Source organism: Ideonella alba (assembly GCF_018069875.1).
GTDB classification, from domain to species: domain Bacteria; phylum Pseudomonadota; class Gammaproteobacteria; order Burkholderiales; family Burkholderiaceae_C; genus Ideonella; species Ideonella alba.
Window position 1 is genome coordinate 380,410 of sequence record NZ_JAGQDF010000002.1, and the last position, 20,665, is coordinate 401,074.

Annotated in this window: 21 protein-coding genes and 4 tRNA genes; 13 read left to right on the forward strand and 12 right to left on the reverse strand. The window is 70.3% G+C overall.

Going from position 1 to position 20,665, the window contains the following annotated elements:
* Window positions 1–3: 3 nt before the first annotated feature.
* The 9 genes from KAK07_RS04730 to KAK07_RS04770 all read left to right on the forward strand — a co-directional run bounded on the left by KAK07_RS04730 (window position 4) and on the right by KAK07_RS04770 (window position 7,706).
* Complete coding sequence (locus KAK07_RS04730; RefSeq protein WP_210859258.1) at window positions 4–1,407, forward strand: hypothetical protein; 1,404 nt, start codon at window positions 4–6, stop codon at window positions 1,405–1,407.
* 91 nt (window positions 1,408–1,498) lie between these two features.
* A complete protein-coding gene (locus KAK07_RS04735) occupies window positions 1,499–1,795 on the forward strand; it encodes a hypothetical protein (protein ID WP_210859260.1) in 297 nt (98 codons plus the stop codon).
* Between the two features lie 41 nt (window positions 1,796–1,836).
* Entirely contained in the window at window positions 1,837–3,057 is a 1,221-nt protein-coding gene (locus tag KAK07_RS04740; RefSeq protein ID WP_210859262.1) for a hypothetical protein, read from the forward strand.
* 15 nt (window positions 3,058–3,072) lie between these two features.
* Window positions 3,073–3,759 (forward strand): CpXC domain-containing protein, encoded by a 687-nt coding sequence (locus KAK07_RS04745; protein WP_210859264.1) that lies wholly within the window; start codon window positions 3,073–3,075, stop codon window positions 3,757–3,759.
* A 38-nt stretch (window positions 3,760–3,797) separates the two neighbouring features.
* Window positions 3,798–4,097, forward strand: coding sequence for a hypothetical protein (locus tag KAK07_RS04750; protein ID WP_210854978.1), 300 nt, complete (start codon window positions 3,798–3,800; stop codon window positions 4,095–4,097).
* 2 nt (window positions 4,098–4,099) lie between these two features.
* A complete protein-coding gene (locus KAK07_RS04755; protein ID WP_210854976.1) occupies window positions 4,100–5,350 on the forward strand; it encodes a hypothetical protein in 1,251 nt (416 codons plus the stop codon).
* A gap of 15 nt (window positions 5,351–5,365) precedes the next feature.
* The gene (locus tag KAK07_RS04760; protein WP_210859266.1) at window positions 5,366–6,058 is read left to right on the forward strand and encodes a CpXC domain-containing protein; all 693 of its coding nucleotides are present in this window, start codon (window positions 5,366–5,368) and stop codon (window positions 6,056–6,058) included.
* Window positions 6,058–6,471 (forward strand): hypothetical protein, encoded by a 414-nt coding sequence (locus KAK07_RS04765; protein WP_210859268.1) that lies wholly within the window; start codon window positions 6,058–6,060, stop codon window positions 6,469–6,471. The genes KAK07_RS04760 and KAK07_RS04765 overlap by 1 nt, the downstream gene beginning before the upstream one ends.
* Complete coding sequence (locus KAK07_RS04770) at window positions 6,468–7,706, forward strand: hypothetical protein (protein ID WP_210859272.1); 1,239 nt, start codon at window positions 6,468–6,470, stop codon at window positions 7,704–7,706. Before KAK07_RS04765 ends, KAK07_RS04770 begins: the two co-directional genes overlap by 4 nt.
* A 21-nt stretch (window positions 7,707–7,727) precedes the next feature.
* Here the strand turns inward: KAK07_RS04770 and KAK07_RS04775 are convergent, their stop codons facing one another.
* The 10 genes from KAK07_RS04775 to tolB all read right to left on the reverse strand — a co-directional run bounded on the left by KAK07_RS04775 (window position 7,728) and on the right by tolB (window position 14,047).
* The gene (locus tag KAK07_RS04775) at window positions 7,728–8,918 is read right to left on the reverse strand and encodes a serine hydrolase domain-containing protein (protein WP_210859273.1); all 1,191 of its coding nucleotides are present in this window, start codon (window positions 8,916–8,918) and stop codon (window positions 7,728–7,730) included.
* A 118-nt stretch (window positions 8,919–9,036) separates the two neighbouring features.
* Window positions 9,037–9,112, reverse strand: a tRNA-Lys gene (locus KAK07_RS04780).
* Window positions 9,113–9,155: 43 nt separating this feature from the next.
* Window positions 9,156–9,231: transfer RNA gene (locus tag KAK07_RS04785), tRNA-Lys, on the reverse strand.
* A gap of 1 nt (window position 9,232) precedes the next feature.
* A tRNA-Lys gene (locus tag KAK07_RS04790) sits at window positions 9,233–9,308 on the reverse strand.
* A gap of 43 nt (window positions 9,309–9,351) precedes the next feature.
* Window positions 9,352–9,427, reverse strand: a tRNA-Lys gene (locus KAK07_RS04795).
* A gap of 14 nt (window positions 9,428–9,441) precedes the next feature.
* On the reverse strand, window positions 9,442–10,239 hold the full coding sequence (locus KAK07_RS04800; protein WP_210859390.1) for a tRNA threonylcarbamoyladenosine dehydratase: 798 nt from the start codon (window positions 10,237–10,239) through the stop codon (window positions 9,442–9,444).
* 2 nt (window positions 10,240–10,241) lie between these two features.
* Window positions 10,242–11,327 carry a YeeE/YedE family protein gene (locus KAK07_RS04805; RefSeq protein WP_210859274.1) on the reverse strand — a complete coding sequence of 362 codons (1,086 nt, stop codon included), beginning with the start codon at window positions 11,325–11,327 and terminating at the stop codon, window positions 10,242–10,244.
* A gap of 94 nt (window positions 11,328–11,421) precedes the next feature.
* The gene (gene ybgF, locus KAK07_RS04810) at window positions 11,422–12,192 is read right to left on the reverse strand and encodes a tol-pal system protein YbgF (RefSeq protein WP_210859275.1); all 771 of its coding nucleotides are present in this window, start codon (window positions 12,190–12,192) and stop codon (window positions 11,422–11,424) included.
* A gap of 2 nt (window positions 12,193–12,194) precedes the next feature.
* Window positions 12,195–12,752 (reverse strand): peptidoglycan-associated lipoprotein Pal, encoded by a 558-nt coding sequence (gene pal / locus KAK07_RS04815; RefSeq protein ID WP_210856648.1) that lies wholly within the window; start codon window positions 12,750–12,752, stop codon window positions 12,195–12,197.
* 35 nt (window positions 12,753–12,787) lie between these two features.
* Window positions 12,788–14,047 (reverse strand): Tol-Pal system beta propeller repeat protein TolB, encoded by a 1,260-nt coding sequence (gene tolB, locus KAK07_RS04820; RefSeq protein ID WP_210859391.1) that lies wholly within the window; start codon window positions 14,045–14,047, stop codon window positions 12,788–12,790.
* Window positions 14,048–14,190: 143 nt separating this feature from the next.
* On the opposite strand from tolB, the gene msbA reads away from it, so the two are divergent.
* Together msbA and KAK07_RS04830 are read left to right on the forward strand one after the other, a co-directional pair.
* Window positions 14,191–15,930: a lipid A export permease/ATP-binding protein MsbA gene (gene msbA / locus KAK07_RS04825; RefSeq protein WP_210859277.1), complete on the forward strand. Its 1,740-nt coding sequence runs from the start codon at window positions 14,191–14,193 to the stop codon at window positions 15,928–15,930.
* A gap of 11 nt (window positions 15,931–15,941) precedes the next feature.
* The gene (locus tag KAK07_RS04830) at window positions 15,942–16,817 is read left to right on the forward strand and encodes an aldo/keto reductase (RefSeq protein WP_210856646.1); all 876 of its coding nucleotides are present in this window, start codon (window positions 15,942–15,944) and stop codon (window positions 16,815–16,817) included.
* Here the strand turns inward: KAK07_RS04830 and KAK07_RS04835 are convergent, their stop codons facing one another.
* Together KAK07_RS04835 and speB are read right to left on the reverse strand one after the other, a co-directional pair.
* Window positions 16,818–17,933, reverse strand: coding sequence for an extracellular solute-binding protein (locus KAK07_RS04835; protein ID WP_210859279.1), 1,116 nt, complete (start codon window positions 17,931–17,933; stop codon window positions 16,818–16,820).
* A 19-nt stretch (window positions 17,934–17,952) separates the two neighbouring features.
* Entirely contained in the window at window positions 17,953–18,909 is a 957-nt protein-coding gene (speB, locus tag KAK07_RS04840) for an agmatinase (protein WP_210859281.1), read from the reverse strand.
* An 82-nt stretch (window positions 18,910–18,991) separates the two neighbouring features.
* Between speB and KAK07_RS04845 the strand changes: the two genes are divergently transcribed.
* Together KAK07_RS04845 and KAK07_RS04850 are read left to right on the forward strand one after the other, a co-directional pair.
* Window positions 18,992–19,900, forward strand: a complete 909-nt coding sequence (locus KAK07_RS04845) for a LysR family transcriptional regulator (protein ID WP_210859283.1) — start codon at window positions 18,992–18,994, stop codon at window positions 19,898–19,900.
* A 145-nt stretch (window positions 19,901–20,045) separates the two neighbouring features.
* Window positions 20,046–20,663 (forward strand): hypothetical protein, encoded by a 618-nt coding sequence (locus KAK07_RS04850; RefSeq protein ID WP_210859285.1) that lies wholly within the window; start codon window positions 20,046–20,048, stop codon window positions 20,661–20,663.
* The last annotated feature ends 2 nt before the right edge of the window (window positions 20,664–20,665 follow it).

A 20,665-nucleotide genomic window follows, 5' to 3' on the forward strand; every position in this document is an offset into this window, starting at 1 on the left:
CGCATGGCTGACAAGTACCTCAGCGAGAAGGAATGGAAGAACACCAGCAAGGGCACGGCCTGGAAGGCCGAACCGCTGGCCAAGGCCCTGGCCGCCTTCGAGAAGGCCGACAAGTCCGGCCCCGAAGACGGACTCAAGGCGCTCGATGAGGTGCAGAAGCAGGCCGACCTGCTGGGCAAGTCGGCCAAGGGCGACAAGGTGCTGACCACCTGGCTGGGCAACCTGGACAAGTCGATCAGCAGCCAGCGCAAGGACTACGAGAAGGTGGTGGCCGAGGCCGCCAAGGCCGCGAAGAACGCCAAGGACGCCGCCAAGGGCGAGTCCGAGGACGACGAGGAGAACGCCGCGGCAGCGGTGCTGCTCGATCCCAAGCGCCTGCTGTCGCAGTTCCAGATGCTCAAGCGCGACCCGCAGCGGCGGGCGCAGTTCGCCTTTGTCGCCGCCAAGACCGAGTCGGGCTTCACGCTCAGTCCCAAGGTCGCGGGCCGCAAGCTGTTTGCCAAGCTGAGCGAGGCGCTGGAAAGCAAGGTCGGCACCTTTGGCGTGGCCTGGCTGGACGGCACCACGCTGGTGCTGCAGATCGACAAGGCCATGGGTGGCGTCGTCAAGAAGGTGCGCGCACCGATCAAGGCCTGCGGCTTCCGCATCGCCAAGGTGGTGCTGTGGGACGCCGAGGGCAAGGTCCTCGAGGAAGACGTCGCCGACGAGAAGGACCTGCCGCCGCCGGAAGGCAGCTCATCGGACAACGCCTCCCCCCAGGAATCGCCCCGCAGCGAAGACCCGCAGAAGACCCCCTACGAGCAGCGCCTGAAGGCGCTGGCCACCCCGCTGCAGCAGGCGCTCGACGGTGGCCATCCGGCGGCGGCCAAGCTGCGCGAGCTGCTCAACTTCGCCAAGGGCAAGGCCGACGGCGGCCAGTTCGGCGCCGGACTGCAGGCGCTGGAGGTGCTGGCCAAGCTGCTGGGTCAGGGCGGCGGCGAGGCGCCCGCCCCCACCCCCGCGACCGACGTGCCCAAGAAGGCCGATTACGCCCGCTGCGCCCAGGTCTGGACCGTCACCCGCACCCGCGTCAGCGACGACCTGAAGAAGCTGCGCGAGGCCATCCTCAGCGAGTTCGCCGCCAGCCCGCTGATCAACGAGATCAACGCGCGCATCGGCCGCCTGGACGAGGTGGCGCAGCGCTTCGATGACCAGCTCGAGGCCGTGCTCAGCCAGGCCGGCGCCGCCGCCGACGAGGCCGAGCGTATCCGCCTGCACCGCCAGGCCGCGCAAAGCATCCAGCGCATGCTGTCGCAGCTCGACACCGACCCCGTCCTCTCGCGGCTGAAGGACAACCCCTTCGTGCCGATCGATCCGCGCGCCGCGCTGGGCGCCACGCTGCAGGTGCTGTCCAAGCAGGTGGCCTGACGTGGCCTCCATGCTGCGCCGGCGCCGTGCGCTGCTGCTGGCCCCCTGGCTGGTGGCTGCGGCCGCGGTCTCATCGAAGGAGAGTTCCCCCATGACCGACGACACCCGGGAGCCCGGCAAGAGCCCGCGTCCCAGCGACGCCACGCTGGCGCTCGAGCAGCATGTGATCGACCTGCGCTTCGACCTGGGCGTGACCCTGAGCGGCCAGGCCGACCGCGATGTGGCCGCGCTGCTGGCGGTGCAGCAGCGCGCGCTGGGCCGGCTGGCCACGATCGCGCTGCAGCATGCCCGCGATCCGGAGCTGCGCGCGCTGGCCCAGCGCATCGCCGACCAGACCGGCAGCCTCGAGGGATCGCTCAAGGACATCCAGGCGCGCCTGGCGCGTTGATGTGCCCGCCGGCCAGCGTGCCGGCCTGAAAGGACCATGCGATGGACAACGCACAAGCCAAGCTCGACTGGCTGTCCCAGGTGCTGGGCGTGGCCGCCGGGCAGGGGCCCGAGGAGAGTGGCAAGTTCAGCCTCTCAGGCTTCACCGACGCCATCGCCAACCTGGGCGACAAGGTGGTGGCGCACTTCCTGAGCGCCGAGGTGGAGGGCCTGAAGAAGCTGGGCCTGAACACCGATCGGCTGGCCCAGGACCAGGCGGCGCAGGAGAAGGCGCTGGCCGATGCCAAGGCCATCACCGACCCCGACAAGCGCGCCGCGGCGCTGGAGCGCGTCCGCCAGCGGCTCAGCGAGATCAAGGCCCACGCCAACGCCCTGGAGGCTGCCGCCAGGGAGGTGATGGGCAAGTCCAAGGACGCCCCCACGCCGGCCCAGAAGTCGGCCATCTACAAGAAGGCGCTGGAAGACCGGTACGGTCTGACCATCACCGTGCCCGAGGGCATGACCAACACCCACTTCGACCGCGTCTACGACATGATGGGCACCGTGCCCAAGTCGCAGGCCAAGCACGACAAGCTGAAGATCCTGAACTACAACAGCTCGTCCGGCAGCGGCTCCTACAACCGCGGCCTGGGCCGCGTCACGATGGGTGACTTCGGCGACGCCTCCGGCACCGAGGACTACGTGGTCGACGGCACCACCCACGCGGCCAATTCCTTCGACGTGACCACGCTGCACGAGCTGGGCCATGCGCTGGATGCCGAGCAGCAGATCATGCAGAACCACGGCAACAAGGCCGGCTGCGGCGGCTGGACCCGGCAGAGTGCGGCCTCCGTCGGCACCGCGCTGCTGGCCCACCTGAAGAAGACGGTGACGCTGTCCAAGCCGATCGCCGACGACGCCTTGCGCACAGCCATCGACCAGGGCCTGACCGGCACCCAGGCGCCCAAGCCCGACGACGCCACCGACGAGGACTGGCAGAAGGTCATCGGCTACGTGCGCGCCCATTGCCTGACCATCATCGCGGCCGCCAAGCCGTGGTGGAAGGCACCGGTGGACGTCGATGGCACCGTCTATGTCGAGTCCTACTCGAACGACTGGTGGAGCTACCAGCTGGCTTCGCGTGCCGGCACACTCGTCAACAGCTACCAGTGGCGTGCGCCCGGCGAGTGGTTCGCCGAGGTCTACGCGATCAGCTGGCTCAAGCGCACCAAGCCGCCCGCGGCGGTGGACGCCAGCGTGGCCGCCTACATGTGGCAGGACTGAACCAGGAGCCCCCCGATGTCGATCTTCCACCCGGTCCAGGCCATCTGCGGCCAATGCGGACACACCAACGAGGTGCAGCGCACCGCCAGCGTCAACGCCGACCGCCGCCCTGACCTGCGCGCCGCCATCCTCGACGGCAGCTTCCAGCAGCAGGACTGCGCCCAGTGCGGCACCGTGCTGCGCATCCCCCCTCACCTGACCTACCTCGACATGGCCCGCAAGCAGTGGTTCATGATCGACTCGGCCGAGCGCATCAACGGCTTCGAAGCGCTGGAGGACAGCGCCCGCCAGACCTGGGACCGTGCCTTCGGCAGCCGCGCCACGCCGCACGCCCGGCGCATGGGCGAGGGCATGACCAGCCGCCTGGTGCTGGGCTGGCCGGCGCTGCGCGAGAAGCTCATCGCCTTCGAGCTGGGCCTGGACGACGTGGCCCTGGAGATGTGCAAGCTGGGCGTGCTGCGTGACATGGACAGCCCGCCGCTGGCCGACCAGACCGAGCTGCGTCTGGTTCAGGGCAACGCCCAGGCGCTGGTGATGGCCTGGCACGAGCTGGCCACCGAGCGCGTGCTCGAAGCCGTCGAGGTGCCGCGCAGCCGCTACGACGAGATCATCGACCACCCCGACGACTGGGCCGAGCTGCGCGCGCAGTTCGACGGCGCCCTGCTCATCGACTGGCGCCGGCTGATGTTCGCCACCGCCTGACCCCCTGACACACCGATCCACGGCCGGAACCGACCACCATGACCTCTACGCCGAAGACCCCCAACAAGATCCCCCGTCCGCCGCAGTCGACGCTGGATTTGAAGACGCAGGCTGACCACCTGCGCCTCAAGCTCAGCGTGGCCTTCACCGGCCAGGCCGACCGCGACGTCGCAGCCGTCATGGCGGTGCAACTGGAGGCGCTGGCCGAGCTGGCCCGCATCGGCCAGACCCATGCGACCGACGCTGAGCTGAAGGCACTGGTGCAGCGGGTGCAGCAGTCCAGCAGCACCGACGAGCAGCAGCTGCGCGCGCTCAAGCAGCGCCTGCCCAAGGCCTGAGCATGGCCACGCAGGACACCAAACTCGCCTGGTTGCAGCAGGTCCTGGGGGTCGGTCAGGCCCAGGCATCCGGCAGCACCCCGGGCACCACCCGCCAGCCGGCCCGCAAGATCAGCGCGAGCGACTTCACCGAGGAGGTCACCAAGCAGGGGGACAAGGCTGCCGAGCACTTCCTGAGCGGCGAAGTCGCCGAGCTGAAGAAGCTGGGCCTGGACACGTCGCGTCTGCAGAAGGACCAGCAGTTCCAGCAGAAGGCCCTGAAGGCCGCGATGGCCCTGCCCGAGGGCGCCGAGCGCACCGCCGCCATGGAGCGCATCCGTCTGCGCCTGGAGGAACTGCAGGAGCATGCCGAGGCCCTGAAGACCGCCACCGAGGCCGTGATGGCCGGCGCCAAGGGCAAGCCCAGTGCCGCGCAGAAATCGGCCATCTACCAGAAGGCGCTGGAGGACCACTACGGCCTGGCCATCACGGTGCCGGCGGGCATGAGCAACACGCACTTCGACCGTGTGTTCGACATGATGGGCACGGTGCCCAAGTCGCAGGTCGAACACGGCAAGCTCAAGAAGCTCACCTATGACAAGACCGCCGACTGGAAGGGCAGCGGCGCCTACGGTGGCGCCGAGGTCCTGATGGGCGACTTCGGCCGCGCCAAGGGTGCTGAGAACTACGAGGTCGATGGCAAGGTGCTGCCGGCCAACTCCTTCGACGTCACCATGCTCCACGAGATGGGCCACGCGCTCGACGATGCCGAGGGCATCATGTCGGCCCATGGCGCACTGAGCGGTTGCGGCGGCTGGAAGTCCGAGACCAAGGCCAGCGTGGCCGCGGCCATGCTCGACCACTACAAGGCCACCGAGACCATGGGCGGCACGCTGGACGAGGCCGCGGTGCTGGCGGCCATCGACACCGCGCTGGACAGCGCCACGCCGGCTGCCCCGTCCGGCGTCGACCCCGATGACTGGAACGACCTGCTGGACTTCATCGTCCGCGTGGTCTATCCATCCACCGAGGACGCCGATCCCTGGTTCAACCCGGCGCCGGTGTCGCTGGGCGGGCGCTGCTACCTCGAGTCCTACACCGATGAATGGTGGAGCTTCGAGCACGCCGCGCGCGGCAAGACGCGGGTCAACGACTACCAGTGGCGCTCGCCGGCGGAGTGGTTCGCCGAGGTCTACGCGATCAGCTGGCTCAAGCGCACCAAGCCGCCCGCGGCGGTGGACGCCAGCGTGGCCGCCTACATGTGGCAGGACTGAACCAGGAGCCCCCCGATGTCGATCTTCCACCCGGTCCAGGCCATCTGCGGCCAATGCGGACACACCAACGAGGTGCAGCGCACCGCCAGCGTCAACGCCGACCGCCGCCCTGACCTGCGCGCCGCCATCCTCGACGGCAGCTTCCAGCAGCAGGACTGCGCCCAGTGCGGCACCGTGCTGCGCATCCCCCCTCACCTGACCTACCTCGACATGGCCCGCAAGCAGTGGTTCATGATCGACTCGGCCGAGCGCATCAACGGCTTCGAAGCGCTGGAGGACAGCGCCCGCCAGACCTGGGACCGTGCCTTCGGCAGCCGCGCCACGCCGCACGCCCGGCGCATGGGCGAGGGCATGACCAGCCGCCTGGTGCTGGGCTGGCCGGCGCTGCGCGAGAAGCTCATCGCCTTCGAGCTGGGCCTGGACGACGTGGCCCTGGAGATGTGCAAGCTGGGCGTGCTGCGTGACATGGACAGCCCGCCGCTGGCCGACCAGACCGAGCTGCGTCTGGTTCAGGGCAACGCCCAGGCGCTGGTGATGGCCTGGCACGAGCTGGCCACCGAGCGCGTGCTCGAAGCCGTCGAGGTGCCGCGCAGCCGCTACGACGAGATCATCGACCACCCCGGCGACTGGGCCGAGCTGCGCGCGCAGTTCGACGGCGCCCTGCTCATCGACTGGCGCCGGCTGATGTTCGCCAGCGCGCAGGCCTGATGCGCACGCCCATCACCCGCCGCCGCCTGGCCGGGCTGACGGCTGTCGGCATGACCTGGCTGGCCGGTGCGCGTGCCGGCCTGGCCGCCACTTCGGAGAACGCCCCCATGGGACTGCTGTCCAAGGGCCCGGGCAAGCGCCCCGAGCCGCCGCAAGCCACGCTGGACCTGAACACCCACGTCGACCAGTTGCGCCTGCAGCTGAGCATCGCCTTCACCCAGGACCCCGACGCGGACGTGGCCGCGCTGCTGGCGGTGCAACTGGCCGCACTGGGCCGACTGGCCCGCATTGGCCTGACGCATGGCCGCGACGCCGAACTGCGCTTGCTGTGCCAGCGCGTGGCCGATGCCTGCGACGCCGAGTCGACCACGCTGCAGGGCTGGCAGAAGGCCCGGCGTGGAGGTGCCTCATGAGCCAGGAACTGAAGCTGGCCTGGCTGCAGGAGGTGCTGGGCGTGGGCGCCGACGAGGACGACACCCCTCCCGAATCCGGCAAGGCGCGCAAGAACGCCTTCACCGAGGCCCTGTCCTCGGCCGAGAACAAGCTGATGCGCCTGTTCTCCACCACCAAGACGCTGACCGACGGCGATACCGGCCTGGACACCACGCGCATCAAGGACGACCTGGCCTACCAGCGCAAGGCACTGGAGAATGCCGCATCGATCACCGACGAGGGAGAACGGCAGGCGGCGATCGAGCGCATCAACCGCCGCATCGATGAAATCCAGGCCCATGCCAACGCCCTGGAGACCGCGCGCAAGGCGGTGATGGGCGACAGCAAGAAGGCCCCCACCGACGCCCAGAAGAACAAGATCTACCAGCAGGCCCTGGAGGACTTCTACGGCCTGAAGCTCTCGGTGCCGCTGCTGATGAGCAACACCCACCTCGACCGGGTCTTCGACATGATGGGCACCGTGCCCAAGGGTCAGACCGGCCACGACAAGCTCAAGAAGCTGGAGTACACCCGCGACAAGGGCTGGAAGGGCAGCGGTGCCTACGGCGGCGGCGAGATCCTGATGGGCGACTTCGGCGACGCCACCGGCGAAGAGACCTACACCGTGGACGGCAAGGCTCTGCCGGCCAACTCCTTCGACGTCACCATGCTGCACGAGATGGGCCATGCGCTGGACGACGAGAAGAAGATCATGGACCGCTTCCAGGGCCTGGACGGCTGCGGCGGCTGGGTCAAGGAGAGCCTGGCTTCGGTGGTGGCGGCCATGCTCAAGGAGTTCAAGGGCTCTGGGCCGGCGGGCGCCACGCTGAGCGATGCGGTGGTCGAGAGCGCCATCAAGCAGGTGCTCAAGGGCAGCACCTCGCTGGCGGTGCCGCAGGGGGTCGACGCCACTGAGTGGAACGCCCTGCTGTCGGGCTTTCTGTCTCCCACGGTCCGGCCGTCCTGCGAGGCCGCCGAGCCCTGGTTCAACCCGCCGCCGGCGCTGGCCGACGGCCGCTGCTACATCGAGTCCTACAGCAACGACTGGTGGAGCTACCGGCACGCCAGTGTCGCTGCCACCAAGGTCAACAAGTACCAGTGGCGCTCGCCGGCCGAATGGTTTGCCGAGGTCTACGCCATCACCTGGCTCAAGCGCAACAACCCGCCCACCGGCGTGGCCAAGGAAGTCACCGAGTTCATGTTCAAGGAGGCTTGAGCCGATCCGGCGCCGCGGCGTTCAAGGCTCGAACGCCCGCAGCGCCAGCCCAGTGGCCGTGCGCACCACGGCCTGACACAGCGCGTCACCGCCACCGCCATTGGTCAGCACCACCAGCGCATGGCCGCGCGCCACATCAGCCAGCGCGAAGGCGCGGAACTGGTTGGCGTTGTTGCCGGCGTGGTAGAGCAGCGGTCCGATGGCCGTTTGCTCCCGGTTCCAGCCCAGGGTCTTGGCGGTCCATGGCGGGCGGGTCTCGAACTGCGGCTCGGTGTGCAGTCGCTGCCAGGCCGGTGCCAGGTGGGGCCCGCAGGCCATGGGCATCAGCACCCGCAGGAAGCGCGCGTAGTCGGCCGCGGTGCAGCGCAGGCTGGCGGCGGCATTGCTCATCAGGTCGCCCGGCCAGGCCACCGCGGCCGAGGGCACGCTGCCGCCCAGGGCCGCGAAGGCCCGCTGTGCGTCGTCCCAGCGCCAGTCGGCCAAGGGCCGCCCCCAGGCCCTGGCCAGTGGCAGCGCCTGCAGCCAGGCCTCGCGCATCATCTGTCGGGGCAGCGGCACCAAAGGCGCGGCCTGGGGTGCGGCATGGCCCCACACCGCGCGGCGGGCGACCTCCTCGCTCCAGGCCAGATCACTGTCGCGCAGGCCCGCGGGCTCGAACAGGGCACGCTGCGCCAGGCGCGGCAGCGACAGGCCGCTGCGCTGCTCGACCACGAGCTGCAACCAGAAGAAGGCCTCGCCGGAGTAGCTCAGGCGCGTCCCCGGCTCAAAGGCGGGCCGCAGGGTCTCCTTCATCGGCTCGCGGCGCCAGTTGGGCAGACCGCTGGTGTGGCACAGCACGTGGCGCGCAGTGATGCGGGCACTCCAGGGGTGGTCATCCAGCCAGGCTGGCCGCAGGGTGTCGACCAGCGGCTCGTCCAGCCGCAGCCGCCCCTCGCTCGCCTGCTGCAAGGCCAGCCAGGCGAACACTGGTTTGGTCAGCGAGGCCGCCTCGAACAAGGCCTGCGGCGCCAGCGCCTGCCCGGTCTGCGCATTCGCCAGCCCCTGCTGGTGCTGCCAGGCGAGTTCGCCCCCCTCCAGCACCGCCATCGACACGGCAGGCACCTGGGCGCGCTGCATCCAGTCGGGCAGCGCGGCCATCACGGCATCGTCCGGTTGCCAGGTGGCGCGTGGGCGGGGCGTGGCACAGCCGGCCAGGGCCGAGGCGATGGTCAACAGACACCGACGCCGGTTCAGGCGGGCACAAGCGCGGGGAAGGAGGTGGCTCACCCCGCGATGTTCGCATCCAGCGCCGGCCGGAGGGGCCGCGGTGTGCGCGGCCAGGGGGTGAAGGTGGTGGGCCCTGTAGGATTCGAACCTACGACCAACGGATTAAGAGTCCGCTGCTCTACCAACTGAGCTAAGAGCCCGTCATCGCTGACGGCGGCGGCCCGCAGGCAGCCTCTGAATTCTTGGTGGGCCCTGTAGGATTCGAACCTACGACCAACGGATTAAGAGTCCGCTGCTCTACCAACTGAGCTAAGAGCCCGTGGTGGGCCCTGTAGGATTCGAACCTACGACCAACGGATTAAGAGTCCGCTGCTCTACCAACTGAGCTAAGAGCCCGCTCGTATCGCCTGGCACCGGCACGAAGGCCAGCGCTGGGCAGTGGTGGGTTGTGCAGGATTCGAACCTGCGACCAACGGATTAAAAGTCCGCTGCTCTACCGACTGAGCTAACAACCCTCTCCGGCAGAGCCCTAGACTATAGCACGCTTCTGCACGGATTCAGCCTGACCTGCATCGGACAGGCACAAACGCATCAGTTCAGCGGCCGCCGCCAGGCCCATGCTGGCGGTGACGGTGACGCTGGATCCGTAGCCATGGCAGTTCAGGCTGCCATCGCTGTCGCAGGCATCGGCCGGCGGCGCCACCGGCTCGCGCGAGAACACGCAGCGCAGGCCGATGCGGCCCTGGCGCGGCGCGCCGTGTTCGCGACGCAGACGCTGGCGCAGCGAGGACAGCAGCGGATCATGGGTGACCGCGGCCAGGTCGTCGATCTCCAGGCGCTCGGGCCGCAGCTTGCCGCCGGCCGCGCCGCAGCACACCAGCGGCACGCGGGCCGCGCGTGCCCAGGCGGCCAGCGCCAGCTTGGCCCGCACCTGGTCGCAGGCGTCGATCAGGCCGTCCACCGGCGCGGGCAGCAAGGCCGGCCAGTTGCCGGGCTCGACGAAGGCATCGACCACCTGCACGGCACAGCCGGGGTGGATGTCGGCCAGGCGCTCGGCCAGGGCCTCGCCCTTGGCCTGGCCCAGCGTGCGACCGGTGGCCTGCACCTGCCGGTTGATGTTGGACTCGGCCACATGGTCCAGGTCGATCAGCACCAGGCCCGCCACGCCGCTGCGGCCCAGCGCCTCCACCGCCCAGGAACCCACGCCACCCAGGCCCACCACCGCCAGGCACAGGCCGCGCAGGCGCTGGTAGGCGGCGTCGCCATGCAGCCGGCGCAAGCCGCCGAAGCGGCGCTCCAGGTCGGCCTCGTCCGCCACCAGCGGCATGCTCACAGCAGACGCTCCAGGCGCGCGGCCTCCCAGCGCAGCACGGCCCAGGCGCCGGCGATGATGGCCAGCGTGCTGATCAGCGAACCCAGCGCCAGCGTCGACAGGCCCGACAGGCCCTGGCCGAAGCTGCAGCCCAGCGCGGTCACGCCGCCCACGCCCATCAGCACCGCACCCAGCAGGTGGCGCCCCAGGTCGGCCGGGTTGCGGAAGCTCTCCCAACGGAACTGCCCCGACTGCCAGGCCGACAGTCCTGCGCCCAGCACCAGGCCCAGCGAGATGACGATGCCCACGCTCAGCACCCGGTTGCGGTCACTGAAGTAGGTCAGCCAGTCCAGCGTGAAGGCCGCCGGGCTGACGAAGTTGTAGCCCTCCATCGCATGGCTGGCCGTGGCCAGGTAGACCGGCTCCAGCGTGTCGGGATGTTCGGGCAGGAAGCCCAGGTGGCCGCTGACCCACCACTGCGCCACCAGCAGCAGACCGACCAGCGCGCCGGGCAGCACTTCCTTCCAGCGCGCACGCCACAGCACACCGGCCGCCAGCAGCACCGCCAGCCCCAGGGCCAGCGCCGTCTGTCCGCCCGGGCCCAGGTGCAGCAGTGAGGGCAGGTCCTGGCGTGCCGGCAGTTCCACCGCCAGCCGGTCCACGGTACTGTCGCGCACCACCGCAGTGATGCCGCGCAGCGTGGCCTGCGCCGCGATGCCCATCACCAGGAAGACCACCAGCGACTTCAGGTTGCCACCACCGATGCGCACCAGCGTGCGCGCCCCGCAGCCCGAGCCCAGCACCATGCCGGCGCCAAACATCAGCCCACCCACCAGGTGCGAGCCCCACTGCAGCGTCGGTGCGGTGTAGAAGCTGCCGGCGCGGTCGATCTGACCGCTGGCCGAGAGCAGCCCGAAGCCGCCGATCGCCACCGCCAGCGCCAGGCCAAAGGCGCGTGCCCGGGTACTGTCGCCAAAGCTGAGGATGTCGGCCACCGCCCCCATCGAGCAGAAATGGCTGCGCTGCAGCGTGGCGCCCAGCAGCACCGCCAGGCCAAAGCCCAGCCAGAGCACGAGGGTGGTGAGGGCGGCGGGGTCAGGCATGGCCATGGTGGGGCGGGATTCTAGTGTGCAGCCCCGCCAACACCCGGCCGCTGGCCGGGTCATCCCGGGCCGGCAAAGCCGGCGCGCCGGCCGGTCAGCGCAGCACCGCCAGACGTTCCCGGGCGGCGACCGCCGCTTCCGACTTCGGGTACTGCTTGACCAGGTCGTCCAGGCTGCGGCGCGCGCCCTTGGTGTCCTTCAGCTCGACCTGGCAGTTGGCCAGCGCCAGCAGCGCCTCGGGGGCCCGCAGGTGCTCGGGGGCTGCGGTCAGGAACTGGCGGAAGGTGGCCAGCGCGTCCTTGTAGGCGCGCAGGCCGTACTGGGCGTTGCCCAGCCAGTAGCGTGCGCTGTCGGTGTAGCCCGACTGCGGCCAGCGGCGCAGAAAGGCCTGCAGCGCCCCGGCAGCCTTCTCGAAGTCGCCCGAGCGCAGCACCGCGATGGCCTCCTCGTAGGCGCGCTTCTCGTCGGGCTCGACGGTGATCTCCTTGCCGTCGACCGTCACCTGCTGCGGCTCCAGGCGCTTCATGCGCTCGTCGACCACCTGCGTCATGTCCTTCTGCCGGCGCTGCACGTCGGCCAGGTCGCGCTGCGTGGTCTCGAGCTGGCCGCGCAGGCGCGCCAGCTCGGCCTTGAGCTGCTCGTTCTGGTTGTTCAGGTCGAGCAGGCTGCGCTGCAGCGTCTGGATCTGGTCGTTCAGCTGGCGCTGGGCCGCCACGTTCTGGCTGCGCGTCTCGTCCAGGCGGGTGCGCAGGTCCAGGATGGCCTTGCGCGCCTCGTCGTCGTCGAACAGGCCGGCCTGCGACGGCAGGCTGCAGGCCAGGCAGGCCGCCAGCGCCAGCGCGCGCGGCAGGAAGGACACCCTCATGCTCAGCGGTCCTTCACTTCGGCGCGGCGGTTCTTGGCCCAGGCGGCTTCATCGTGGCCCGGGTCGGCCGGGCGCTCCTCGCCGTAGCTGACCGCCTCGAGCTGCTTGTCGCTCACGCCCAGCAGGACCAGCGCACGCTGCACCGCCTCGGCGCGCTTCTGGCCCAGGGCCAGGTTGTATTCGCGGCCACCGCGCTCGTCGGTGTGCCCTTCAATCTGTACCAGGCGCTGGCGGTTGGCTTGCAGCAGCTTGGCCTGGCCCTCGACGACGCTGCGGTACTCGTCCTTGATGACAAAGCTGTCGAAATCGAAGTAGACGACCCGGCCGACGGTGCCCGCCTTGTCCTGCGCAGTCAGGTCCACGGTGGCGACATTGCTCTGGGCCGTGCCGCCCGCCCCGGCGCCTGACCCGCCCTGGGCGGCGGCATTGGGGTTGCGCGATTCGACCGGCACGTCGTTGTCGAGCTTGACGCTGGAGGCACAGCCGGCCAGCAGGGACGCCGCCAGCGCGGCGGACCACAGCAGAGGGCGGGAGCGGCGAGGCGTTGCAGAGGGGATCATCGGGTGTCCTCGTGACGGGGGGTGGAGAAAGGCGGTCAGCGGCCGTAGGGCCCCCAGACCGGCTCGCGGATGTCCAGACCGCTGCTCAGCAGGCGCGTCCTGATCTTGCCATCCAGGGTGGTGGTCATCAACACTTCGCGGCCCTGGCTGCGGGTGGCGTAGATGATGAAGCGGCCGTTCGGCGCGAAGGTGGGGCGCTCGTCGTCGCTGGTGTCGGAGACTGCGGTGACCTGGCCGGAGGACAGCTCCAGCGTCATCACCCGGAACTGGTTGCCGCCCAGGCGCGTGACGTAGGCCAGCGTGCGGCCGTCCGGGCTGAGCGCCGGGCTGATGTTGTAGCCGCCCTGGAAGGTGACGCGCTCGGCGCCGCCACCGCCCAGCGGCTGGCGGTAGATCTGCGGGCTGCCGCCGCGGTCGCTGACAAAGTAGATCTGCCTGCCGTCGGGCGAGAAGACGGCCTCGGTGTCGATCGCCGAGCTTTGCGTGATGCGGCGCGGCGCACCGCCGTCGCGCCCGATCAGGAAGACCTGCGAGCCACCATCGCGCGACAGCGTGACGGCCAGCTCGCGCCCATCGGGCGACCAGGCGGGCGCGCTGTTGGTGCCCCTGAAGTTGGCCAGCTGGCGCCGCGCGCCGCTTTGCAGGTCCTGCACCCAGACCACCGCCTTGCGGGTCTCGAAGCTGACATAGGCGAGCTCGCGGCCGTCGGGTGACCAGGCCGGCGAGATGATCGGCTCGGCGCTGGCCAGCGCGACCTGGCCGCCCTCGCCATCGGCGTCGGTGATGCGCAGCTGGTAGCGGCCGCCGCCCCGGGTGACATAGGCGATGCGGGTGGAGAACACGCCCTTCTCGCCGGTGAGCTTTTCGTAGATCGCGTCGGCGATGCGGTGTGCCGCCAGCCGCAGGTCGGCCGCCGGCACGGCCACGCTCTGGCCGCCCTGGTCCTGGCCCTTGACCACGTCCCACAGCTTGTAGCGCGCGTCGAAGCGGCCGTCGCTCAGCCGCGTGACCGAGCCAGCCACCAGCGCATCGGCGCCGCGGCTGCGCAGGTCGGGGTAGGCCGGGGTGCTCAGCTCGTCCAGGCCCGCAGGGGTGTCGACGATGCGAAAGCGACCGCTGCGCTCCAGGTCGGCCCGCACGATGGCCGACACCGCCTGCGGCGCGTTCTCCTCGCCGCGGAAGCGGCCCAGCACGATCGGCAGCTGCGTGGCGCCTACGCCGGAAATCTCGACCCGGAACTGGGCCGCGGCCGAGCCGGCCAGCAGCCCGCCCCCCAGGCCAGCGGCGGCGCCCATCCAGCCGCCGGCCGCGCCGATCCATTCACGTCGTGTCCACATCGCCAAGGGTCGAGTCATTGCGGCAGAAAAAGGTTCCCTGGCCCGGCAGGCCAGTGCATCGGCCGGGATTGTAGGCAGGCACGGTCGATAATCCGGTACCGATGAGTGACCGACCCACCGACAGCCTGCCCACCCGCGCCCGCCGGCTGGCACCGTACTTCCGCAGCGCGCGCGGCGCCTGGGCCGTGGCCGTGGTGGCCTCGGTCTTCACCGCCGCCACCGAGCCGCTGACAGCGTGGCTGATGGGGCCGCTGATCGACCAGGGCTTCCACGGCGGCCAGATCCCGCTGTGGCTGGTGCCGCTGGTCATCGTCGGGCTGTTCCTGGTGCGCGGCATCTCCACCTTCATCGCCAACTATGCGCTGGCCTGGTCGGCCAACCAGGGGGTGCTGGCCTTGCGTCGCGCGGCCTTCGGCCACCTGCTGCGCGCCGCGCCGGACCTGTTCGGCCGCCACAGCGCCAGCAGCCTGACCAATACGCTGGTCTACGAGGTGCAGAGCGGCGCGCAGTTGCTGGTGATCGCGGTCAACACCCTGGTCAAGGATTCCCTGACCCTGGCGGGCCTGTTCGGTTACCTGCTGTGGCTGAACTGGAAGCTGACGCTGCTGGTGACGGTGATGATTCCCGCCGTGGGCTGGGTGATGCGCGTGTCCAGCAAGCGCCTGCGCCGCCTGGCCCGCGAGGGCCAGGGCGCCACCGACGAGCTGGCCTATGTGGTCGAGGAGAACGTGCTGGCCTGGCGCGTGGTGCGCCTGCACGGTGCCGCCGAGCAGCAAGGCGGCCGCTTCGAGCAGGCCAGCCAGCGCCTGCGGAGCCTGCTGCTCAAGACCGTGGCCGCCGGCGCCTCGATCACGCCGATCACCCAGGTGCTGGCCTCGATCGCGATGTCGATGGTGATCACCGTGGCGCTGTGGCAGAGCCAGTCCTCGCAAGCCTCGGTGGGCAGCTTCGTGTCCTTCATCACCGCGATGCTGATGCTGATCACGCCGATCAAGCACCTGACCGATGTGATGTCCTCGATGACCCGCGGTCTGGCGGCGCTGGAGCGCGGCCTGGATCTGGTCGAGGCCTTCCCGGTCGAGCGCGGCGGCACGCATGCGCCGGCGCAGTGCCGGGGCGAGCTGCAGCTGCAGCAGGTGACGCTGCGCTACCGCGACGACCAGGCACCCGCCGTGGACAGCCTGGACCTGCACCTGGTGCCCGGCCAGACGGTGGCCCTGGTGGGCCCCTCGGGTGCCGGCAAGTCCAGCGTGGCCCACCTGCTGCCGCGCTTCATCGAGCCCACGGCAGGCCGCATCCTGCTCGACGGCGTGCCGCTGCCCGACTGGAACGTGCAGGCGCTGCGCCGCCACTACGCCTTCGTCAGCCAGGACGTGGTGCTGTTCAACGACAGCGTGGCCGCCAATGTGGCGCTGGGCGAAACACCGGACGACACGCGCCTGCGCGCTGCACTGGCCAGTGCCAACCTGCTGGACTTCGCGCTGGGCCTGCCGCAGGGCCTGGAGACGGTGATCGGCCACAACGGCAGCGCGCTCAGCGGCGGCCAGCGCCAGCGTCTGGCGATTGCCCGCGCGCTGTACAAGAACGCGCCGATCCTGATCCTCGATGAAGCCACGTCAGCGCTCGATGCCGAGAGCGAGCACCTGATCCAGCAGGCCCTGGACCGCCTGATGCAGGGCCGCACGACCCTGGTCATCGCCCACCGCCTGTCGACCATCGAGCGTGCCGACCGCATCGTGGCCATGGAAGCCGGCCGCATCGTCGAGCAGGGCACACACACCGAGCTGCTGGCCCATGGCGGCCTGTACGCCAAGCTGCACGCGATGCAGTTCCGCACCTGAAGGACCTGTCGATGGACACCCTGCACCTTTCACCGATCGTCGCCGGCGCCTGGCGCCTGGCCAGCTGGGACTGGACGCCCGCCCAACGACTGGCCTGGATCGAGGGCCTGGCCGAGCGTGGCATCACCAGCTTCGACCACGCCGACATCTACGGCGGCTACAGCGTCGAAGACCTGTTCGGTGAAGCACTCGCGCTGCGCCCGGCCCTGCGCGACCAGTTGCAGCTGGTCAGCAAGTGCGGCATCCAGCTGGTCTCGCCCGCGCGGCCGGGCAACGCGATCAAGCACTATGACACCGGTGCGGCGCATGTCAGGGCCTCGGTCGAGCAGTCGCTGCGCGCGCTGCGCACCGATCGGCTGGATCTGTTGCTGATCCACCGCCCCGACCACCTGCTCGACGCCGACGAGCTGTCCGCCACCTTCGAGCAGCTGCGCCGCGATGGCAAGGTGCTGCACTTCGGCGTCTCGAACTTCACGCCGCAGCAGTTCGAGCTGCTGCACAGCCGCATCGCGCTGGTGACCAACCAGGTCGAGTGCTCGCTGCTGCACCTGGACCCGCTGGATGACGGCAGCTTCGACCAGGCCCAGCGCCTGCGTTGCCGGCCGATGATCTGGTCGCCGCTGGCGGGTGGCCGCCTGTACAGCGAGGACAGCCCCGCAGCCCACCGCGTGCGCTGGGTGCTGGGCGAGATCAGTGCCCGCCTGGGCTGCACGCCCACCACGCTGGCGCTGGCCTGGCTGCTGCGCCACCCGGCGCGCCCTTGGCCGGTGATCGGCTCGCGCCGGCTGGAGGCGGCCGACGAGGCGCTGGCCGCCACCCGGCTGGACCTGTCCCGTCAGGACTGGTACCGGCTGTGGAGCGCCAGCACCGGCCGCGACGTGGCCTGATCACAGCCCCGTCTTGACGCGCTGGAACAGGCGCGTCATCAGCCGCCGGGTCTCCTGCCGGCGCACCTCGTAGAACTGCACCCTGGTGGCCAGGTAGTCATCCGGCGGGTTGGCGATCGGGTTGGCCAGCACCTCGGGCTTGAGCAGTGCGCGCGCCCCCAGGTTGGGCGTGGTGAACATCACCTTGTTGGTGATCGCCGCCTGCACCTCGGGGCGCAGGATGAAGTTGATCCACCTGTGGGCGTTCTCGGGGTGCGGCGCATCGGCCGGGATGACCATCGACTCGAAGCCGAACTGCACGCCGCCGGGCGGCAGCGGCGCCTCGATGCGGATCGCCCGCCCGGCCGCCGTGGCCTGCTTCTGCGCGTTGTTGAAATCACCGCCGTAGCCCAGCGCCACGCACAGCGCGCCCGAGGCCAGGTCAGCGATGTAGCCGTTGAAGCTGAAGAGCGCCACGTCGGCGCGCACCTTCTGCAGCAGCGCCGCCGCGTCCTGGTAATCGGCGGGGTTGTTGCCGTAGGCCGGCCGGCCCAGGTAGATCAGCGCCGAGGGGAAGACGTCGCTGGCGCTGTCGAGCATCGAGATGCCGCAGGACTTCAGCTTCGCGGTGTACTTCGGGTTGAAGACCAGCTCGAAGGGGTTGGCGGGGATGGGCTCGCCCCCCAGCGCCGCCTTCACCCTGTCCACGTTGTAGCCCACCGACACCGTGCTGCCCAGCCACGGCACCATGTGGTGGTTGCCCGGGTCCAGCCGGGCCATCATGGCCATCACCTTGGGGTTGAGCTGGCCCCAGTTCGTCAGCAGCGCGCGGTCCAGCGGCCGCACCAGGCCGCCGTCGATCATGATGCGGCCGAAGTCGGCCGAGGGCACGACGATGTCGTAGCCGCTGCGCCCGGCCACCATCTTGGCCAGCAGCACCTCGTTGGCGTCGAAGTTGTCGTAGCGGACCTTGATGCCGGTCTCGCGCTCGAAGTCCTTGATCGTCGTCTCGCCGATGTACTCGGCCCAGTTGTAGACGTTCAGGACCTTCTCTTCGTCAGCCCGGACGCTGCCGCTGGCCGCCAGGGTGGCCAGGGCAGCGAGGGACCAGACCCTCAGCCAGCGTCGGATAGTCATGATCGGGGCCTCCAGGCGATCAGGCCGGGCGTTTCGCGGCCAGCAGGCACAGCTGCTCGGCCGCCACATGGGCGGCGGCCAGCGCGGTGATCTCGGCGTGGTCATACGCCGGCGCCACCTCCACCACGTCCAGGCCGGCCAGATCCAGCGGCTGCAGGCCGCGCAGGATGCGCTGCGCCTGCGCCATGCTCAGGCCACCGCTGACCGGCGTGCCGGTGCCCGGCGCGAAGGCCGGGTCCAGGCAGTCGATGTCAAAGGTCAGGTAGGCGGGGGCGTCGCCGACGATCTCGACGATGCGCTGCGCGATCGCCGCCGGGCCGCGCTCATGCACCGCGTCGGCGCCGAGGATCTCGATGCCCATGAAATCGTCGTTCCAGGTCCGGATGCCCACCTGCACCGAGCGCGCCGGATCGACCAGGCCCTCCTTGACGGCCTTGTAGAACATCGTGCCGTGGTTCAGCGAATCGGGTTCGTCGTCGGCCCAGGTGTCGCAATGGGCGTCGAAATGCACCAGCGCCAGCGGCCGGCCCAGGCGCTCGGCATGCGCGCGCAGCAGCGGGTAGGTGATGTAGTGGTCGCCGCCCAGCGTCAGCATCTTGGCGCCACTGGCCAGGATCGTGCGCGCATGGTTGGCGATCGCGTCGTGCACGGTGTGCGGGCGGTGCATGTCCAGCACGCAGTCGCCCCAGTCCACCACGTTCAGGCGCTCGCAGGGGCTGAAGCCCCAGGGGTGCAGGCGCTCATTGAGCTGCACGGTGGCAGCGCGGATCGCCCGCGGACCCAGACGGGCGCCGGTGCGGTAGGTGGTGGCAATGTCCAGCGGCACGCCCGAGACCACCACGTCCACGCCGTCCAGCTGGCGGGTGAAGCGTCGGCGCATGAACGAGGGCACGCCGGCGTAGGCGGCCTCGAAATCGACGCCGCGTTCGGCCGGGCGGTGGATGGCGTGGTCGTTGATGGGCGTGGCGGAGTTCATCAGCGGTATTCACAGGGCTGTTGCAATGCCGTCATCCTGACCACACACTCCCGTGACGTCCATTAGCCGGGTTCGATCCGCTATGAAAATTCCTGATACCTTGCCGCGCGCCGACCTGCCCTTTGCCGGTCTGGTGGCCTTTGTCGCGGCGGCCCGGCATGGCAGCGTCTCCCGTGCGGCCGAGGACCTGGCGCTGACCCAATCCGCCGTGAGCCAGCGCATCCTGAAGCTGGAGGCGCACGTCGGCCAGCGCCTGTTCCTGCGCCAGGGGCACGGGGTCAAGCTGACCGGCGCGGGCGAGCTGCTGCTGCAGACCGCGGCCGACACCCTGGCGCGGCTGCAGGCCGGTCTGGAGCGCATCGAGCCCTACCGCAGCAAGGCCTCGCTGCTGATCGGCTGCCCCAATGACATTGCCCAGGGCTGGCTGCTGCCCCGGCTGGGCGAGTTGCGGGCCCTGCACCCCGGCCTGGAGGTGTGGCTGCTGTCCGACCGCGAACTCACCGACATTGACCGCATCGACGTCGATCTGGTGATCTCGCGCCGCCCGCTGCGCCGCACCGACGTGGAATGCATCCCCTGGCTGACCGACCGCTCGATCGCGGTGGCCGGCCCGCGCACCGCCGAGCGCCTGGCCGCCCTGCCCTGGCCCCGTCTGCTGGCCAAGGCGCCGGTGCTGCTGCTGGAGAGCGAACCCGAATGGGCGGGCCGCCTGGCCAGCGCCGCGGCCAAGGCGGTCAAAGGCCAGCAGCGTGCCGCCACCGTGCACGACGAAAACCTCTTGCTGGAGGCCGCCGCGCTGGAGCACGGCGTGGCCTGTGTCTCGGCGCTGCTGGCCGGTCATGCGCTGCGCGCCGGCCGCCTCGTCCACCTGCCCCAGGTGCCCGACGCACCCCGCCCCGGCCTGTGGCTGATGCGCAGCCGCCTGACCGCGCGCACGCCGCTGGTGGACCTGGCCTGGCGCTGGCTGCAATCACCCGGCACGGTGCAGTAGGGGGGCGCACCACCACTGCAGCGAGACTTGACGGGCCCCAAGTCAGTCCGCACCCGCCGGCGGATACTGGCTGACGCCCCCGAATGACCGGGCCGCATGCTGGCGGCGCCTGCCCAGCAGTGCACACCTCGAAGGAGAAGCCATCATGGGACACCCGAACACCGCCCGCGCCATGGCGTGGCTGTTGGCCGGCCTGCTGGCCCTGGCAGGCCCGGCGGCCCTGGCGGCCAGCCCTGCGCCCGGCGATCCATCGCCCTCCGGTCTGGCCCGCAGCATGGACGCCGACCGGGTCCGCTGGCACAGCAGCGAGCGGATGCTGCGAGGCTACGCCGCCGAGGGGACCAGCGTCACCCTCTGGCGTGAGCGCGGCCAGCTGCGCAAGATCGAGCTGACCGCGCTGGGCGAGCGCGGCCGTGTGCTGGCCGAGTTCTACTGGCGTGCCGGCCACCTGGTCTCGGCGCGCGAGCGCCGCATCGACTACGGCCGCCACATCATGGAGATCCCCGCCGACCAGGCCACGCCCATGAGCGTGGTTCAAGACGACGTGATCGACTACGCCGGCGGCCTGCCCCGCCTGTGGTGGCGTGACGGCAACCCGGGCCAGCCCCGGACCGCGGAGGCCCGCAGCCGAGCCCGCGAACTGGGCCGTCTGGCCGATTCCTTGCGCCGCCTGGGCACCCTGCCGCCGCCTGCCAAGGGCTGTGAATGGCAATGCGGTGCCGACTGGGACACCGGGCGCTGCGCGCGCTTCGTCTGCCGCTGAGG

What these genes read in the sequence shown, in the direction of transcription:
- speB (WP_210859281.1), bottom strand. Translation starts at nt 18,909, where the DNA reads ATGAACTCCGCCACGCCCATCAACGACCACGCCATCCACCGCCCGGCC.
- KAK07_RS04835 (WP_210859279.1), bottom strand. Translation starts at nt 17,933, where the DNA reads ATGACTATCCGACGCTGGCTGAGGGTCTGGTCCCTCGCTGCCCTGGCC.
- KAK07_RS04850 (WP_210859285.1), top strand. Translation starts at nt 20,046, where the DNA reads ATGGGACACCCGAACACCGCCCGCGCCATGGCGTGGCTGTTGGCCGGC.
- KAK07_RS04730 (WP_210859258.1), top strand. Translation starts at nt 4, where the DNA reads ATGGCTGACAAGTACCTCAGCGAGAAGGAATGGAAGAACACCAGCAAG.
- pal (WP_210856648.1), bottom strand. Translation starts at nt 12,752, where the DNA reads ATGATCCCCTCTGCAACGCCTCGCCGCTCCCGCCCTCTGCTGTGGTCC.
- KAK07_RS04845 (WP_210859283.1), top strand. Translation starts at nt 18,992, where the DNA reads ATGAAAATTCCTGATACCTTGCCGCGCGCCGACCTGCCCTTTGCCGGT.
- msbA (WP_210859277.1), top strand. Translation starts at nt 14,191, where the DNA reads ATGAGTGACCGACCCACCGACAGCCTGCCCACCCGCGCCCGCCGGCTG.
- KAK07_RS04770 (WP_210859272.1), top strand. Translation starts at nt 6,468, where the DNA reads ATGAGCCAGGAACTGAAGCTGGCCTGGCTGCAGGAGGTGCTGGGCGTG.
- KAK07_RS04750 (WP_210854978.1), top strand. Translation starts at nt 3,798, where the DNA reads ATGACCTCTACGCCGAAGACCCCCAACAAGATCCCCCGTCCGCCGCAG.
- KAK07_RS04760 (WP_210859266.1), top strand. Translation starts at nt 5,366, where the DNA reads ATGTCGATCTTCCACCCGGTCCAGGCCATCTGCGGCCAATGCGGACAC.
- KAK07_RS04805 (WP_210859274.1), bottom strand. Translation starts at nt 11,327, where the DNA reads ATGCCTGACCCCGCCGCCCTCACCACCCTCGTGCTCTGGCTGGGCTTT.
- KAK07_RS04765 (WP_210859268.1), top strand. Translation starts at nt 6,058, where the DNA reads ATGCGCACGCCCATCACCCGCCGCCGCCTGGCCGGGCTGACGGCTGTC.
- KAK07_RS04755 (WP_210854976.1), top strand. Translation starts at nt 4,100, where the DNA reads ATGGCCACGCAGGACACCAAACTCGCCTGGTTGCAGCAGGTCCTGGGG.
- KAK07_RS04800 (WP_210859390.1), bottom strand. Translation starts at nt 10,239, where the DNA reads ATGCCGCTGGTGGCGGACGAGGCCGACCTGGAGCGCCGCTTCGGCGGC.
- KAK07_RS04830 (WP_210856646.1), top strand. Translation starts at nt 15,942, where the DNA reads ATGGACACCCTGCACCTTTCACCGATCGTCGCCGGCGCCTGGCGCCTG.
- tolB (WP_210859391.1), bottom strand. Translation starts at nt 14,047, where the DNA reads ATGGGCGCCGCCGCTGGCCTGGGGGGCGGGCTGCTGGCCGGCTCGGCC.
- KAK07_RS04740 (WP_210859262.1), top strand. Translation starts at nt 1,837, where the DNA reads ATGGACAACGCACAAGCCAAGCTCGACTGGCTGTCCCAGGTGCTGGGC.
- ybgF (WP_210859275.1), bottom strand. Translation starts at nt 12,192, where the DNA reads ATGAGGGTGTCCTTCCTGCCGCGCGCGCTGGCGCTGGCGGCCTGCCTG.
- KAK07_RS04745 (WP_210859264.1), top strand. Translation starts at nt 3,073, where the DNA reads ATGTCGATCTTCCACCCGGTCCAGGCCATCTGCGGCCAATGCGGACAC.
- KAK07_RS04735 (WP_210859260.1), top strand. Translation starts at nt 1,499, where the DNA reads ATGACCGACGACACCCGGGAGCCCGGCAAGAGCCCGCGTCCCAGCGAC.